This is a genomic window from Vibrio sp. 10N.239.312.D08, assembly GCF_041466145.1.
GTDB lineage: Bacteria > Pseudomonadota > Gammaproteobacteria > Enterobacterales > Vibrionaceae > Vibrio > Vibrio crassostreae_C.
In genome coordinates this window covers 49,409-66,302 of sequence record NZ_JBFSSD010000030.1, presented here as the reverse complement: position 1 = coordinate 66,302, position 16,894 = coordinate 49,409, and the positions used below count along the sequence as shown (strand labels likewise).

Sequence of the window (16,894 nt, the reverse complement as noted above, 5' to 3'; positions counted from 1 at the left end):
TGTATTTGCTGTGATTGTTTAGGGTGTTTGGAACGAGAAGTTATCCAAGAAAAACCCATGTGGTCGAGGAGATAATAGATGGAATTAGGGTGGTAGTGCTTGTCAAAGTGTTTAACGATGTAGTCATGTATATCGCTTCCAACAAGGCGGCCACCAGAAGGTGATTCAGCTTCTTTTTTTATGAAGGCACTGAGTTGAGCCCGCTGCTCATCGGTGAGGTATGCAGGCCTACCAGTCCGAGGTTTTTCTTGAAGTCCTTCTAGGCCTTCTTCAAAAAAAATCCGAACCCATTTATTGACACTGGTTCGACTGACTTTGAGAGATTTTGCAATTTGTGTACGAGAGAGGCCGTCTTTAAAGTGTGCGAGCGCAAGTAAACGCATCTTCATCTGAATGGTTTTTTGCTGGCTCGCAAGCTTTTTGAAGTCAGTGTTATTAAGGCTATCCATGGCTAAATTTCACAATAATTCATCAATCTTAATTAGATCACATTTTTACTTTAATTGGTATAATTCACTAGCTACCACCAAAAACTTAAGTACGATATGCACCTAATCCTAAATGGCGACTAATATAATGAGTAAGCGTCAGTAATTTGGGATTATTATGAGGTTCTTTTTTGCACTGGTTGTATTCTTTTGTTCATTTTCTCTATCAGCAACTTCGTGGGAAAAAGAGAGTCACCCTACTAAAAATTCACCCTCATCAATTGGAAGCTATGCCAATGGCTGTCTAGACGGCGCGCAGGCTTTGCCTATTAATGGTTTGGGGTATCAGATCATTCGCCCTCAAAGAGAGCGTTACTATGGCCATACAGAAGCTATAAAGTTTATTGAGAGGTTAGGAGTCACGACCAGCGAGAAGCTCAATACTAATTTATTGATCGGTGATATTTCTCTTCCCAGAGGAGGGCGCTTTTCTTCAGGTCATTCAAGTCATCAAACAGGGTTAGATATTGATATATGGCTAAGGTTAACCAGTAAGAGGTTGTCAGAGAACGAATTAGCTGTGCCTAAACCTGTGAGCGTTGTGGATCTTACCAACTACAAATTGCGTGAATCGAATTGGACCGATGATCATTTTCAAGTTATTCGTTATGCGGCGAAAGATGAAAAAGTGGTGCGTATTTTTGTTCATCCAGTGATCAAGCAAACCCTTTGTGAACAAGAAAACTCTGACGCTAATGATAGAGCTTGGTTAGGCAAAATAAGACCTTGGTGGGGACACCACTCCCACTTCCACGTTCGTTTAAAGTGTCCTGAAGGCAGTTCAAACTGCATAGCTCAAGCGAGCCCTCCTAAAGGTGACGGTTGTGGAGATGAACTTGCAAGTTGGGCTCCAAAGACTGTTCCAGTTCCACCTCCTAAAAAAGTAGCGAAAACTAAGAAAAAGAAAAAAGTTAAAGTGATGCCAAGTCAGTGTTTGGCCTTGATATCGAATAAGTAATCCTGTTCATCGAGGCTTTTTACAGTGGTACTGCCACTGGTTTTTTCGACTCTAAAACTGGAGAAATATCACACTTTTGTCTAGAGTTTATAAACACGAGATTAAGAACATCGTTTGATATTAATAAAAGCAATAACGGTATCAGCAAGGGCGATGGCGAATTTGACAAGGTTTGGTCAGGGATTGAGTGTTTTGGGGTGAAAGATGCGGCTTATATGCAGTATGCGAAATCAGAGTCTGATACCCGTCGATAGATAATTCAAGGATAAGACTATGACTATGATTTGTGCGAAGGAATTTTCAGAATGGTTAAGACATAGGTTCAACGCTGAAAGCTCGGGTATTTCAATTTCAAGAGATGACATCAATCAGCTAACAGGCAGACAACGTTTAGACCCTAGTTTCGTAAATGATGTTCACTATGAATTGATGCAGTATGGAATGGCATTTGTGACCGATACCAGCAGGGAAAACTTTTATCTTGTTCCTATAGCTCAATCAATAAACTGGCGAGAACGACTCGAATATCAATTTGAAAAAGAGCTCTTCTGCAATATTTATCCAATCGGAAAATCAGGATGAAAAAAAAGGTTCAACTTATGGTTAAGTTGAACCTTTCTTCTTTTAGGTCAAGCCTTGAATGATAACAAACTTCTCAAGTAGCTCGTCATCAGTTTCAATATGGTTTGGGTCAGTGATGATGCATTTTGTAATCGGACACACTGACTGGCATGTTGGCTTTTCATAGTGACCTTTACACTCTGTACATAAATCAGGATCGATCTCGAAGATGCTGTCGCCCATAGTGATTGCACCATTTGGGCATTCAGGATCACACATATCGCAGTTTATGCACTTGTCAGTAATTAACAGAGCCATTATTTTCTTCTCAAGTAAGTCGCTTAAGTAAAAATTATTTGCCTGATGCGTTACGTGTATCTTGGCCTTCGCTCAAGTTACGCATCAGCAAGCCGTACTCTAGATCTAGATCTGCTGGTACAGGAATAAATACAAAGTGACCGTTACCTTTCGCATCGTCGACCGCTTCAGATTTGCGGTTTTCCATAACTTCTAGTTTGAAAACAACGTTACCTTTCGGTGTCATCATTTCTAAGCTGTCGCCTACTAGGAACTTGTTCTTCACTTCTACTTCCGCTAGGTCACCACGGCGCTTACCTGTGAACTCACCAACAAACTGTTGAGTGTCAGAGATAGAGTAACCGTACTCGTAGTTTTGGTATGTATCGTGTGTATGGCGACGTAAGAAGCCTTCAGTGTAACCACGGTGAGCTAGGCTCTCTAGTGTACCCATTAGGCTTTCATCGAATGGTTTGCCTGCCACTGCATCGTCAATAGCTTTACGGTAAACCTGAGCAGTACGTGCACAGTAGTAGAAAGACTTAGTACGACCTTCAATCTTCAGAGAGTGAACACCCATCTTCGTTAGGCGCTCAACGTGTTGGATTGCACGAAGGTCTTTTGAGTTCATGATGTAAGTACCATGCTCATCTTCAAACGCTGCCATTTTCTCTTCTGGCTTGTGTGATTCAGAAAGCAGAACCACTTCGTCTGTTGGTTTACCAAGGCCTAGTGTGTTGTCTGGACGCTCATCTTGAACTTCAATGTCTTGCGTTTCTACTTCTTGAATAGCAACACCAGTAGGGTTTGCTTCAACGATCTGACCGTTTTCGTCTTCTTTCGCTGCTTCTGTTTTGTATTCCCAGCGGCAAGCGTTGGTGCAAGTACCTTGGTTTGGATCGCGCTTGTTCATGTAACCAGAAAGCAGACAACGGCCTGAGTAAGCCATGCAAAGAGCTCCGTGAACAAAGATCTCTAGCTCTGTTTCTGGGCAGTGTTCGCGAATCTCTTCGATCTCTTCAAGCGATAGCTCACGAGATAAGATCACACGCTCAACGCCTTGAGTTGACCAGAACTTAACGGTCGCCCAGTTTACTGCGTTTGCTTGAACAGAAAGATGGATTGGCATTTCAGGGAATGCTTCACGAACCATCATGATAAGACCAGGATCTGACATGATAAGCGCGTCAGGGCCCATGTCTACAACTGGTTTGAGGTCGCGAATGAATGTTTTTAATTTAGAGTTGTGCGGCTGAATGTTACATACAACATATAACTTTTTGCCTTGAGCATGAGCTTCATCGATACCGATTTGTAGGTTTTCGTGATTGAACTCGTTGTTACGAACACGAAGGCTGTAACGTGGCTGGCCTGCGTATACTGCATCTGCGCCGTAGGCGAATGCGTAACGCATGTTTTTGAGGCTTCCTGCCGGTGATAATAGTTCAGGTACAAATGGTTTTTGTGTAGTCATTGCTTCGTTCTCTAATCTGATCTCAAGTCAGGTTGATACCACCAAGTGATATCAAAGGGGCGCAAATTTTACGCTAAAATGAGTTTGGTTGATAGCCCTAAAGATAGCAATGACATTAACAAGAGGGTCTAGAGGCAGATATAAGTGAGAACTTAGTGAGAAATAAGCTCAGATACCGTTAGCACCTGAGCCTATAGTTTGACTGATTAAGCGTTAGGTTGAGTTAACCCGCCTAATGATTCAAATAGGTTTGGAAGGAAAACACTGAACTCACCACAAAGTAGAGAGAAGTCCGCATCAAAACGCGCAGCTTGATCTTCACGAGGAATATCGTCGTTTTCGTCTTTGAGCTCATCACTGAATTTTAGGCGTTTGATGCTGCCATCTTCTGCAAGAATGAATTCAATACGGTCTTGCCAGTTGATAAGAAGTTTCGTCACCATCTTATTGGCTTCGATGTGGTTTTTAATCTCATCAGCTTCTAGTTCTTGTTTCTTAACTCGAACAATACCGCCGTCTTCTTGAATAGATTTTAGTTCTGCTTCATCAAGCATAGTGATGCCTTGTGGCGTATCACCTGATTTCACCCATTCTGTAAGAGTCGTTTCGATCGCTTGCTCTGGGATAGCTGGCACTACTGGCAGGCTACCCATTGTCTTACGTAGCAATGCTAATACATCTTCTGCTTTTTTGTAGCTGCTCGCATCAACCACAATGAAACCTTCTTTTGGCATGATCAGCGCGTAAGTGAAGTTGCTGCGGCTGAATGCTCGAGGAAGTAGATCAATGATGATGTCTTCTTTTAGGCTGTCTTTCTCTTTCTTTTTCAGAGGGGTACCAGACTCTGCCTCAAGCGTTTCTACTTTTGCGTTCAATGATTCTTTGATCACAGAAGCGGGTAGCATTTTCTCTTCTTTCTTTGCACAGATAAGAATGCGGTTTTCTGATACGTGCGTCATCATATCGCCATGTCTACCCATTGCGTGTACCCAACCAAACTTCTGTTTGTCTTGGCTACCACAAGGAGTAAAGCGGAATTCTTCAAGTTGTTTCTCTAGCTGATCTGCGTTGAAATCAATATCACGGTTGAAGCGATAGACTAGGCAATTTTTAAACCACATATATTTTTCTCATACCTTTTTAGAAGTGCCTCATGATATGAGATCTAATTCGATTTGTCCTTAGCTCTGTATCAAAAGTTATAAAGTGAAACGTTTGAGACAGTTATATGAAAATTTGTTTTCAAAGGTCACAAAAGTGTCATAATTAACTCAGATAATGCAATGCGTTGATTAAATACAAAGGCTATTCAATTATGTCGAGAAGGATTCTGGTCGTTGAAGATGAAGCACCTATTCGTGAGATGCTGTGTTTTGTACTTGAACAAAAAGGCTACCAAGCAGTAGAGGCTGAAGATTACGATACAGCGGTAAACAAGCTATGTGAACCTTTCCCAGATCTAGTATTACTAGATTGGATGCTACCTGGTGGTAGCGGGATAAACTTTATCAAGCACATGAAGCGTGAAGAGTTAACTCGCAACATCCCAGTGGTGATGCTAACAGCTCGTGGTGAAGAAGAAGATAAGGTTCGCGGTTTAGAAGTGGGCGCTGACGACTACATTACCAAACCGTTTTCGCCAAAAGAGCTTGTTGCTCGCCTTAAAGCGGTGATTCGTCGTGTAACACCAACGGCATTGGAAGATGTGATTGATGTACAGGGCCTTAAATTAGACCCAGTATCACACCGCGTGACCGCAAGTGAAGGTCCAGTTGATATGGGACCAACAGAATTCAAAATGCTGCATTTCTTTATGACGCACCAAGAGCGTGTATACAGCCGAGAGCAGCTGCTTAACAACGTTTGGGGTACCAATGTTTACGTTGAAGACCGAACGGTTGATGTACATATTCGACGCCTGCGTAAAGCGCTTGAGTCTGCAGGTCACGATAAGCTAATCCAAACGGTTCGTGGCGCTGGCTACCGTTTTTCTACAAAGGCTTAATGTGGCTTCGCTGCCCAGTTTACGGAGTCCTGAATGGTTGAAAAGTTAACCTGGAAAAAGCTGGCTTGGGAGCTGGCTTTTTTTTACGCACCATGGGTTTTAGTCGGATGGATATTCGGTTACCTACCTTGGTTGCTGCTGGCTGCTACGGTATTGCAGCTCGGCTGGCATCTACACAACCAAATGCGTTTGTCCGCATGGCTGTGGGATGAGAAGCGTCTAACTCCACCTTCAGGCTCTGGGAACTGGGAATCTCTGTTTAACGGTATTTATCGTATGCAGCAGAGACAGCGTCGCAAACGCAAAGAACTGACTAACCTTATCCGCCGTTTCCGTAACGGTGCAGAATCGCTTCCCGATGCCGTTGTGGTATTTCGCGGTGAAGGCAATATCGTTTGGTGTAACAAGCTAGCTCAGTATTTGCTGGGCTTTCGTTGGCCAGATGATTCAGGTCAACCGATCTCGAATTTGATTCGTACTCCAGATTTTATTAAGTACCTTAATAAGCAAGATTTCTCTGAGCCATTAGAGATGCCTTCTCCATTGAATGTGGAGCGTATGCTCGAGCTGCGTATTGTGCCGTATACCGAGGGTGAACACCTGATGGTGGTACGTGATGTGACCCAGCTTAAGCAGTTAGAAGGCATGCGCCGTAACTTCTTCGCTAACGTTTCTCATGAATTGCGTACGCCGATGACCGTCCTTCAAGGTTACCTTGAAATGACCGAAGATCCAGACATGATCGTTGGCCCAATGTGGACCAAGGCGCATGGCGTAATGACTGAGCAGCTCAATCGAATGAACAGTTTGGTTAATCAACTACTCACGCTTTCGAAAATTGAAGCGGCGCCGATGCATGAGCTCGATGAAGTGGTCAACGTTCCGGCGATGCTTGAGGTTCTTGAGAAAGAAGCGGCAAGCCTAAGTGGTGATCGAGAGCATAAGCTTGAGTTTGATATCGATAAGAGCCTACGTGTTCTTGCTGATGAAGATCAGCTGAGAAGTGCTATATCGAATTTGGTTTACAACGCAGTGAAATATACACCACCGGGCGCGACGGTTAAGGTACGTTGGTACCAGACCAGTCAAGGTGCTTGTTTGGATGTATCAGACACGGGAGACGGTATCGAGCCACAACACTTACATCGACTCACAGAGCGTTTCTATCGTGTAGATAAAGCACGCTCACGTGATACAGGTGGTAGTGGTCTTGGATTGGCGATTGTGAAACATGCGCTTAGTCACCATGACTCACATTTAGAAATTCAAAGTGAGGTGGGTGTCGGTAGTCGATTCCATTTCACATTGCCAAATCGACTGACAGTGTCATGAGTTGTTTGACACGCAGGATGCGTTTGCCAGTCAGTTCATTATTAGCGTTTGCTTTGGTTAACTCTGTTCATGCCGAACAGAGTGTCGATTCTCTTCCTGATTATTCTAAGGTTCCGGGGATTTCTGGGAGCTTATTATCGGTAGGTTCGGATACCTTAGCGGGTATGACGACGTTATGGGTGGAAGAATTTAAATCTTACTACCCAAATGTTAACGCTCAGGTTCAAGCATCTGGTTCTTCTACTGCGCCTCCAGCCTTAACAGAAGGTACTGCTCATCTGGGACCAATGAGTCGCCCGATGCGCTTGCGAGAAATTGAAGCGTTTGAAAGAGAACATGGTTATAAACCGACAGCACTGCGAGTGGCGATCGATGCGATTGGGCTTTTTGTGCACCGCGATAACCCTATTGAGGGGCTCAACTTTCGTCAGATTGATGGCATCTTTTCAGAGACATTACGCTGTGGTGCGACAAAACCGCTGAACGATTGGCAAGATCTAGGCGTCGACCAACCTTGGGCGAAACATCGATTCCAATTGTTCGGTCGCAATTCTGTATCGGGGACTTATGGATACTTCAAACAGAATGCACTGTGCGGCGGTGACTTTAAAAATCGTGTGAATGAGCAACCTGGTTCGGCTTCAGTCGTTCAGTCGGTCGCTTCATCCATCAGTGGGATTGGCTACTCAGGTATTGGCTATCGTGTCGCTGGCGTTAAGTTAATTCCTATTGCTGAGCATGGTTCTGATTATGTAGAGCCGACTCGAGCGAATATCTTGAGCGGTGATTACCCTCTATCACGCTTTCTTTACGTATACGTGAACAAACACCCAGATAAACCGCTTTCTCCCGTTGAAAGAGAGTTCCTCACTTTTGTGTTCTCAAAGCAAGGACAAGAACTTGTAGAGAAAGATGGCTATTTAGCAATACCGTCTGAGTTCGCAGAGCAAGAGTTGGCAAAAGTCGGGCTCTAATTCAGGCTGCGATAAACTTAGATAAGAAACGTATGAACAGCTTGCGCGTCGCAGGCTGTTTTAATTTTGACTGTTCGTTATTTTAGCTTTAACGACCATCCTGCATTTTGCCAACGTTGTTGCTCTTCTCTGAGCTCATAATCAAGCAGTTGGTTTTGGGCCAACCAATCGCTGTTAGTTCCTTTCAATTCCCAGGTATCCTGTTGTTCAATCGTTAGAGTCACGTCTGGGGCCAGTGCTTGATTTCGCTGACGGTTGAGTAAGATAGCGAGTCTCAATATACGAATCAGCAGGGTGACTTGTTGCTGAGTAAACAGAGAAAGTTCCGGCAAATCTTGTAGTTTGAGCGCTTTTCTTTGATAGCGAACCAATGCTGATATAAGGCGTTGTTGCTCAGTATTAAAGCCTGGCATTGTCGTATGCTTAAGCAGATAAGCCGAATGGCGGTGATAGCCTTGGAATGCAATGCTTTGTCCTACCTCATGAAGTACTGCAGCCCAACCAAGCAGATCATACAGCTCATTAGTGACCGCAGTTGTCACTTGAGGCTGTACTTGTTTCAGCAATGAAAGAGCGAGCACTTTCACTTTCTCGCCATGAGTTACGTCTACATGGTATCGAGAGACGAGCGTTTCGGCAGTTCTTGTTCGAATATCAATATCTTTAAACCTATCCTCCATGTCATAAAGAACGCCTTCTCTCAGGGCACCATCAGAAAAATGTAACTCCTTGATGTCTAGCGTATCCATTGCTGCTGAAAGAATGGTGACGCCTGCAGCAAACACAGGCTTTCTCTCATCACTTAAGCCTGAAAGATTTACGGTGTTGGATGATGAAAACTCACATAAGTGATTCTTTAAATAGGACAGGCGTTGGGGCGTAATGAGACCATCGGTGAACCCTAAGCCAATGAGTACTTCTTTTATTGATTTCGTGGTACCAGATGAGCCAAAAGCGATTTCCCAAGGGGCTTTTGTGTATTCTTCAATCAATGGCATCAATAGACGAGTAGCTGCGGTATAAGCATCTGAGAAGTGTCGTGAAGTTAGCCCTTCGTCAGCAAAGAAACGTTGAGTGAAGTTGACGCATCCCATCGGTAAACTGCGCATAATTAGAGGAGTAAAGCCTTGTCCGGCGACGAGTTCCGTACTCCCTCCACCGATATCAATAACCAACTTAGATTCAGAAGCGGTTTGAGTGTGTTCTGCTCCGTTATAGATTATTCGAGCTTCTTCTTGACCGGAAATGATCTCTATTGGAAAAGGAAACAGTGGCTTGGCTTGCTCTAAGAAGTCTTTAGCGTTTTTGGCTTTTCTTAGGGTATGAGTCGCAACAACTCTGACATCATCAAGCTCAAAATCCGCCAGTCGTTCTGCGAACACCTTGAGGCATTCTAGGCCTCGCTCGATAGCGCTTTCAGATAGGACGTTACGTTCATCCAATCCATCACCTAATCTCACTTTCTGTTTGTGTCTGCTGACTAATTGCAGGTGTTGATCGAATACTCGTGCAACCACCATATGAAAGCTGTTCGAACCTAAATCGATAGCGGCAATACATCGAGAATGTTTGTTATCAATTAGCGGCATGATTTCTTCTCTTGTTTGTACTTCTTGCGAGCAAGTTTCTCCATACGTTTAATATAGTGGTAAGTGGAGAGTTGTGACGTCGGGTATTCGAGTTGGTTTGCTGGTGCTTCTATGTAAGGGTTGCTCATCGCTTGGTCTAGCACTCGAGCTTTGTTGCTGTCATCGAAATGAAATTCGGTGATATCGATAATGGTTTGCTTGATATTTGGATCTAAAATTGGAGTGGCGACTTCGATCCGATGATCGAAGTTTCGCATCATCCAGTCAGCTGAAGATATATAGACTTTCGGCTTTCCAGCGTTACCAAAGATCATCACTCTTGGGTGTTCAAGAAAACGATCGACCACACTGACAATCTCAATATGGTCACTGATGTTGGGTATGCCAGGGACAAGAGAGCACATGCCGCGAATGACCATTCTCACTTTTACATTGGCTTGGCTAGCCTGATAGAGCTTTTCAATGATCTCTCGATCGACCAAGTTGTTGAGTTTTAGAGTGATGCTTGCAGGTTTACCTTCTATCGCGTTTTGTATTTCATTATCTATCAATTGGTACAGACGTTTTCTAGTATTCTTTGGTGACACAATCAGTTGCTTGAACTGGGACTTTTGATAAGGGTTTTCAATATACTTAAAGACTTGTCTCACCTCTTGAGTCAAATCTTCATTCGCAGTGAGCAGAGAAAAATCGGTATACACGCGCGCTGTAACTTCATGGAAGTTGCCAGTGCCAATATGGGCATAATGCTCGGTATGCTTGCCTTCTTTTCGTTTGATGAGCAGCAACTTGGAATGGATCTTCAAACTTGGGATGCCATGGATGACTTTTACACCCGCTTCTTGAAGTTTCTTGGTCCATTGAATGTTGGCTTGCTCATCAAAGCGTGCTTGCAGCTCGACAACCACAGTGACCTTTTTGCCATTGTGCGCCGCATCGATGATCGAGCTGAGGAGTTTTGAGCCTTCCGCAACACGGTAAACGTTTATTTTTATGGAGGTTACTTTCGGGTCAAAGGAAGCCTGCCTCACGAGCTCAGTGATGTGATTAAAGGTGTGATAAGGGTAATGCAACAAGATGTCACGAGCTTTGATCGCTTCGAAATAGTTTGGGTAATGGCTGAAATGCGCGCACTTAATCGCGGGTAGAGGACGATTAACTAAATCACGTCGGTTAAGGCTTGGGAACTCAGAGAAATGTTTGAAGTTATGATAGCGACCACCTGCGATGACACTGTCATAGTCAGACAGTTTAAGTCTGACTTGTAAGAAGTTGAGCATTTCAGTTGGCATTTCAGATTCATAGATCAGACGTATCGGCAGTGCCGTTAAGCGCTGTTCTAAACCTAAAGACATCGATTCTAATAGGTTATTTTCATTGTCCTCTTGCAGATCATAATCGGCATCACGTGTCATTTTTATCGCAAAACAACGCAATGAGTCATACTCAAAGAATCCTTTAAGTAAGTCATCCAAACAAAATCGAACTATATTATCTAACAAGATCAAAGTTGTACGCTGCGAACCCGAAGTTTCCGGTAACTTAACAAATCGAGGGAGTGCTTCTGATGGGATTTCGAGTAAGACATATTGAGATGATGCATCACGCTCGATGTCGATGGCTAAGTAACTTTGTTCATCTTTGAGAATATTAAGTAACTGGCTATCTTCGTTCAAGAGAATCGGAGTTAAGTGTGGCAGCACTTTTTTCTTAAAGTACTTTTTTATCCAGCCACTTTGTTCTTCGCTGATTTTTTGTTCGTTGACCAGAAAAATACGATTGCGTATCAATTCCAATAGCAAGTCGTTATACAGTTCATGGAATTGAGCATCGAGCTTGCTTGCTTTGCTCTGCATTTTAGTCAGTAGGCTTTTCGGCGAGTTGGAGGTTAGCTGTGGATCTTGAAGTAAGATCTTTCGCTTCACATCAGCAAATCGGACTTTGTAAAACTCATCGAGGTTTTTCGAGTAAATACCTAAAAAACGAACTCTTTCGATTAAGGGGACTGACTTATCTGCCGCTTCTTGGAGCACTCTTTCGTTGAAGGATAACCAGCTAAGTTCTTTTGTGACATAGTCTTTTTCCATCGAGATGAGAATCCTTGAGTACTGGCTATAGAGCTGATTACTTTAAATTAGAATGGCAAAATTCACAAAATCTATGATCTTACTTTAAGAAATATGGCTAACAAACTTGTTATTAGTTTCAGTTGTTTAACGTAACTTGTAATATAATTGTCATCTAACGTACATATTATGTCAGTAGCTAAAAAAAGGTAGATAAACAGATGGCATCAGCCCAATTTTCATTGAAAGAGCGCGACAAAAAAAGATGGTTGAAAGATCGTCTCGTCCGTTTTTCGGTGACATGTGGCGCGGTCAGTGTTCTAGCTGCTCTGGTATTGATCTTTGTTTACTTGGCGATGGTCATTTTACCGGTGTTTTCTGATACTGGTTTAGAGACAGACCAAGCCGTAAAGACCGTTGCTGTAGAAAAGCCTATCGCCTTATCTGTTGATGAATACGGTCAGCATGCATTTACTATCGAAAAATCTGGTTTGGTACAGTTTTGGGATTTAGAGTCTCAAAATACACACTCTTACTTTGAGCGTGATGTTGTAGCCAACCCCATCGCCTTTTCTCGAAACACCCCATCTGAAAACTGGTTTGCCTTTGCCGACAGCGCAAGCAATCTTACTTTTTTCTATCCTGAGTATAGTGCGCCTGTGCTGAAAAAGGGCAGTGAAGCCGATCCTAAAATTGAGCAAATCGATCTCCCAGAACCATTTTTAAATGATGAACCCTCAAATGGGGCGACGATCGACAAATTCGCGTTCTCTAAGAATGGACGTGGGATTACGGTTGCCGCGCAGTTAAGTGACCAACGAGTCTTGGTTAAGTGGTATCAGAGTGACCTTACTGGTCAGTATGTTTTTCAGAAGAGCCAATGGCTATCGGATAAGTTGGGCTTGCAGCAGCAACTGCTTGTCACACCTGATGGGCAAACCTTATACCTACGAGCACAATCGGATTTGGTTGTTTTGAAACTATCAGATAACGGTTTTGATGTTCGTGAAGTGATTGATCTTAGCTTAAATGATGCGAAGCATTCCGTGAAAAGCATCGATTTATTGTCTGGCGCATACTCGTTGTTGGTTACGCATGAGGACGGACAGGTTTCTCAATGGTTCGATGTACTCAAAGATGAAAAGCATAGCCTGACCCATATTCGAGACTTCCAACTTGCTGAACAAGTGCAATTTATTCTTCCTGATACTTATAGAAAGGGTTTTTATAGCTTCTATAAGAACGGCACATTACAAAGCCACTATACGACCAGTGAAAAGCTGTCGTTGTTTGAACGCGCATTTGATAAATCACCACAACTAGCCGCTATGTCTGCCAATGAACTGCATCTGGCAACGTTGATTGATGGCATCATCAGTGTGGCTAAAGTCGATAATGAATACCCGCAAATATCATTCTCATCGCTTTGGCAAAAAGTCTGGTACGAAAGCTACCCTGAGCCACAATATGTTTGGCAATCAACCTCGGCGAATGATGACTTTGAAGAGAAATTCAGTTTAGTACCCATTACGTTCGGTACCATTAAGGCCGCTCTGTTTGCGATGATGTTTGCCGTGCCGGTTGCTGTGCTCGGAGCCATTTACACCGCATACTTCATGTCTCCACGCATGCGAAGAGTGGTGAAGCCTTCGATAGAACTGATGGAAGCACTTCCGACCGTGATCATCGGATTCTTGGCCGGGCTTTGGTTTGCTCCAATTGTCGAAACGCATTTAACGGCCGTCTTCTCATTAATGGTGTTATTACCGTTGAGTACATTGTTGACGGGGTTAGTTTGGTTCTGCTTACCGAAGATGGTGACGAGTCGTTTCTCTAACGGTTTGCATGCCCTAATATTGATCCCGGTATTGGTGATTACGGTGGTGGCTGTCTTTGCTGGTGGAAACAGCATTGAAGCCTTGTTGTTTGGTGGTGATATTCGTACTTTCTTAGCGAGTTATGGCATCGACTTTGACCAACGCAATGCGCTGGTGGTTGGTTTTGCTATGGGCTTTGCGGTCATCCCAACGATTTTCACTATTGCTGAAGATGCTATTTTCTCTGTACCTAAACATTTATCTGATGGCTCATTAGCGTTGGGTGCGACGGCGTGGCAGACGCTTATTTATGTGGTGTTATTGACGGCGAGTCCAGGTATCTTTTCAGCGGTTATGATGGGCCTAGGTCGAGCGGTTGGCGAAACCATGATCGTCTTGATGGCGACAGGTAACACTCCAATTCTTGACTGGAATATTTTGGAAGGGATGAGAACCTTATCGGCAACGATTGCTGTTGAGCTACCAGAATCAGAAGTAGGCGGTTCTCATTTCCGCTTGCTGTTCTTGGCTGCACTCTTGCTGTTTATCTTTACATTCGCGGTGAACTCAGTTGCTGAGTGGGTTAGACAAAGACTGAGAGATAAATATCGTGCGCTGTAGTTTTAAAGGTTTGCCTCAATGTGTATCAATGGCTTTTAGTGGCTTGACTAGCGTGTCTCTTGATCTTTGCAGCTCCTTGATTTCAGCACGCCAAGAGCAAGGTCGATCATGATGAATAAACTGAAGTCATTATTATCTTGGGTTAAATCGGGCTCTCCGTGGATCTGGCTTACGGGCGGGGCGGTGAGCATCAGTATGCTTTCTGTTCTTGGCCTAATGCTGCTGATTGGTTGGAAGGGCTTAACCTATTTTTGGCCCGCACCTTTGTATCAATGGCAAGTTGACTCCAAAGACTTATCGCTAGTGGTCGATCTTGACGAAACCGTATCAAAACAAGATGTATTGGTTGGTCAGTTATATGAACGAAAATACATCCCGATAGAGCAAGTTCCACAAGTCCATGACCTTTTGTCTCCTCAAAATTTGTCGACTGGGCTGATACAGCGCTTAAGCATCAAAGTTGCTAACAGAGAACTGTACCCTGCGGACTTTGTTTCTATTCTGGATGTTAACTTACGTGAACCCACTACCCCGCTTGATTGGGTTGTGATTGAACGAAGTCGAGGTGGTTATTTCTTTGGTAAGCCGGTGGGTTTTAAAACCGCTTCTGGCACCTTTGATTCGAACATAGACCAAAAGCTCGAACAAGGCTTGGCGTTCGCTGATGCGCTACGTAAAGAAACGTCGCGTGTCGTGAACCAAGAAATTCGCAATATCAGCTGGCAATTGGAAAACCTGCGCTTAGAAAAGCGTAAGCTTGAACTCAATGAGTCAGTGAGCGATGAATACCTTAAAACCTATACTCAAACTAAACTGGAATTAAACCGCCAGTTAGGTGAAGCCGAAGTTAAGCTTGAGCACCTTAGAACGCAACTTAATGTCGAAAGCTTACTCGTTGAGGATATGACAGGCGAGCAGGTCGAGATTTCGCTAAGTCACATTCTGGATTATTGGTACCCAAATAATATGTCTTACCTAGAAAAGGTTGGGCACTGGGGCAAACAAGTTTGGAAGTTCTTATCAGAGAACCCACGAGACTCAAACTCTGAAGGCGGTGTGTTTCCTGCTATTTTTGGCACAGTACTGTTGGTTATTCTCATGTCGATCGTCGTGATGCCTCTTGGGGTAGTCGCTGCGATATATCTTCATGAATACGCAAAAAACAACGCACTAACACGTTTAATTCGTATCGCCGTGATTAACTTGGCGGGTGTACCGTCGATTGTGTATGGCGTTTTTGGTTTAGGCTTTTTCGTCTATACCATTGGTGGCTCGATTGATACGTTGTTCTATGCAGAGCGATTGCCAGCACCGACATTTGGTACGCCGGGTCTACTTTGGTCAGCACTAACCTTAGCGGTCTTGACGCTTCCAGTCGTTATCGTAACCACGGAAGAGGGCTTAACGCGTATTCCTAGTGCAGTGAGGCACGGTTCATTAGCGCTTGGTGCGACTCAATTTGAGACGCTTTGGCGCATTGTTTTACCGATGGCAAGCCCAGCGATTATCACTGGTTTAATTTTGGCAATCGCGAGAGCCGCGGGGGAAGTTGCACCACTTATGCTGGTGGGTGTTGTTAAATTGGCATCTAGCTTGCCAGTCGATGGTCAGTTTCCGTATTTACACTTAGATAGAAAGTTCATGCATTTAGGCTTTCATATCTATGATGTTGGTTTTCAAACCTCTAATATCGAAGCGGCACGACCTTTAGTGTATGCGACTTCATTTTTATTGGTTACGGTGATTGTTGGGTTGAACTTAACAGCCATCAATATCCGTAATAACTTGCGTGAAAAATACCGAACCTTAGGACAAGATTAGATGTTCTCGATTAATGAAACCTTGGGTTACCAAGCACCACTTGATGTTCACAATCTGAAGGATGAGCAAATTGCTATCTCGATCGAAGGGCTAAATCTTTACTATAAAGAGAGCCAAGCACTTGATGATATCTCGATGCAGATCCCGAAGGGGCAGGTGACGGCGTTTATCGGCCCTTCTGGGTGTGGTAAGTCGACTCTGCTGCGCTGCATTAATCGCATGAACGATCTTGTTGAAGGCTGTAAGGTTTCCGGGAAAGTGAAGCTTCATGGCAAGAACGTCTATCACCCTAAGGTGGATGTTGCGACCTTACGACGCCGTGTGGGTATGGTATTCCAGCGTCCAAACCCTTTTCCTAAATCTATCTATGAGAATGTGGTTTATGGCTTGAGGCTACAAGGCGTTAGCAACAGCCGAGACCTTGATGATGCGGTTGAACGCTCTCTGCGCGCTGCTGCGTTATGGGATGAAGTGAAAGATCGGTTGCATGAGAATGCTTTTGGTTTATCTGGCGGTCAACAGCAGCGTTTGGTTATCGCTCGTGCGGTTGCGATTGAGCCTGAAGTGCTGTTGTTAGATGAGCCGACATCGGCACTCGATCCGATTTCTACTTTGACGATTGAAGAGTTGATCAACGATCTCAAAACGCAATACACAGTGGTGATTGTTACCCACAACATGCAACAAGCCGCGCGTGTAAGTGACCATACTGCCTTTATTCATATGGGAAAATTGATCGAGTACTCAGATACGGACTCAATTTTTACGTCTCCATTGAAAAACCAGACGGAAGACTACATTACTGGTAGATATGGCTAACCTCTCCAAAGGTGTCACTAGAGCTAAGTCACTCTACAAAAATGGCTTTCTTCATTTCTTTCAAGGAGCAAG

Annotated in this window: 14 protein-coding genes; 8 read left to right on the top strand and 6 right to left on the bottom strand. The window is 43.9% G+C overall.

The window, feature by feature from the left end; all coding sequences use genetic code 11:
• A partial coding sequence (locus AB6D58_RS16150) for a transposase (RefSeq protein WP_371721113.1) occupies positions 1 to 449 on the bottom strand: 449 nt, incomplete at its 3' end.
• 157 nt (positions 450 to 606) lie between these two features.
• On the opposite strand from AB6D58_RS16150, the gene mepA reads away from it, so the two are divergent.
• Together mepA and AB6D58_RS16140 are read left to right on the top strand one after the other, a co-directional pair.
• Entirely contained in the window at positions 607 to 1,446 is an 840-nt protein-coding gene (mepA, locus tag AB6D58_RS16145) for a penicillin-insensitive murein endopeptidase (protein ID WP_029235577.1), read from the top strand.
• Positions 1,447 to 1,719: 273 nt separating this feature from the next.
• Entirely contained in the window at positions 1,720 to 2,028 is a 309-nt protein-coding gene (locus AB6D58_RS16140; RefSeq protein WP_017062536.1) for a hypothetical protein, read from the top strand.
• Positions 2,029 to 2,070: 42 nt separating this feature from the next.
• Here the strand turns inward: AB6D58_RS16140 and AB6D58_RS16135 are convergent, their stop codons facing one another.
• From AB6D58_RS16135 to rdgC, 3 genes are all read right to left on the bottom strand, one after another.
• Positions 2,071 to 2,325 (bottom strand): YfhL family 4Fe-4S dicluster ferredoxin, encoded by a 255-nt coding sequence (locus AB6D58_RS16135; RefSeq protein ID WP_004735061.1) that lies wholly within the window; start codon positions 2,323 to 2,325, stop codon positions 2,071 to 2,073.
• Positions 2,326 to 2,359: 34 nt separating this feature from the next.
• Positions 2,360 to 3,778 carry a tRNA 5-hydroxyuridine modification protein YegQ gene (gene yegQ, locus AB6D58_RS16130; protein WP_017062848.1) on the bottom strand — a complete coding sequence of 473 codons (1,419 nt, stop codon included), beginning with the start codon at positions 3,776 to 3,778 and terminating at the stop codon, positions 2,360 to 2,362.
• Positions 3,779 to 3,984: 206 nt separating this feature from the next.
• Positions 3,985 to 4,899: a recombination-associated protein RdgC gene (gene rdgC / locus AB6D58_RS16125; protein WP_017062534.1), complete on the bottom strand. Its 915-nt coding sequence runs from the start codon at positions 4,897 to 4,899 to the stop codon at positions 3,985 to 3,987.
• Positions 4,900 to 5,093: 194 nt separating this feature from the next.
• Here rdgC and phoB point away from each other — a divergent pair, with 194 nt between their 5' ends.
• Genes phoB through AB6D58_RS16110 form a run of 3 tightly spaced genes read left to right on the top strand, consistent with a single transcriptional unit; the run spans position 5,094 to position 8,089 of the window.
• Positions 5,094 to 5,783 carry a phosphate regulon transcriptional regulator PhoB gene (phoB, locus tag AB6D58_RS16120; protein ID WP_004735064.1) on the top strand — a complete coding sequence of 230 codons (690 nt, stop codon included), beginning with the start codon at positions 5,094 to 5,096 and terminating at the stop codon, positions 5,781 to 5,783.
• 33 nt (positions 5,784 to 5,816) lie between these two features.
• Complete coding sequence (gene phoR, locus AB6D58_RS16115) at positions 5,817 to 7,115, top strand: phosphate regulon sensor histidine kinase PhoR (protein ID WP_017062847.1); 1,299 nt, start codon at positions 5,817 to 5,819, stop codon at positions 7,113 to 7,115.
• On the top strand, positions 7,112 to 8,089 hold the full coding sequence (locus AB6D58_RS16110) for a PstS family phosphate ABC transporter substrate-binding protein (RefSeq protein WP_136974063.1): 978 nt from the start codon (positions 7,112 to 7,114) through the stop codon (positions 8,087 to 8,089). The genes phoR and AB6D58_RS16110 overlap by 4 nt, the downstream gene beginning before the upstream one ends.
• Positions 8,090 to 8,166: 77 nt before the next feature.
• Here the strand turns inward: AB6D58_RS16110 and ppx are convergent, their stop codons facing one another.
• Complete coding sequence (ppx, locus tag AB6D58_RS16105; protein WP_136978151.1) at positions 8,167 to 9,678, bottom strand: exopolyphosphatase; 1,512 nt, start codon at positions 9,676 to 9,678, stop codon at positions 8,167 to 8,169.
• Positions 9,669 to 11,765, bottom strand: coding sequence for a polyphosphate kinase 1 (gene ppk1 / locus AB6D58_RS16100; RefSeq protein WP_372157771.1), 2,097 nt, complete (start codon positions 11,763 to 11,765; stop codon positions 9,669 to 9,671). The genes ppx and ppk1 overlap by 10 nt, the downstream gene beginning before the upstream one ends.
• 200 nt (positions 11,766 to 11,965) lie before the next feature.
• On the opposite strand from ppk1, the gene AB6D58_RS16095 reads away from it, so the two are divergent.
• From AB6D58_RS16095 to pstB, 3 genes are all read left to right on the top strand, one after another.
• A complete protein-coding gene (locus AB6D58_RS16095; protein ID WP_372157768.1) occupies positions 11,966 to 14,182 on the top strand; it encodes an ABC transporter permease subunit in 2,217 nt (738 codons plus the stop codon).
• Between the two features lie 111 nt (positions 14,183 to 14,293).
• Positions 14,294 to 16,003: a phosphate ABC transporter permease PstA gene (gene pstA, locus AB6D58_RS16090; protein WP_029235348.1), complete on the top strand. Its 1,710-nt coding sequence runs from the start codon at positions 14,294 to 14,296 to the stop codon at positions 16,001 to 16,003.
• Positions 16,004 to 16,822 carry a phosphate ABC transporter ATP-binding protein PstB gene (pstB, locus tag AB6D58_RS16085; RefSeq protein ID WP_009848269.1) on the top strand — a complete coding sequence of 273 codons (819 nt, stop codon included), beginning with the start codon at positions 16,004 to 16,006 and terminating at the stop codon, positions 16,820 to 16,822.
• Positions 16,823 to 16,894 lie beyond the last annotated feature (72 nt).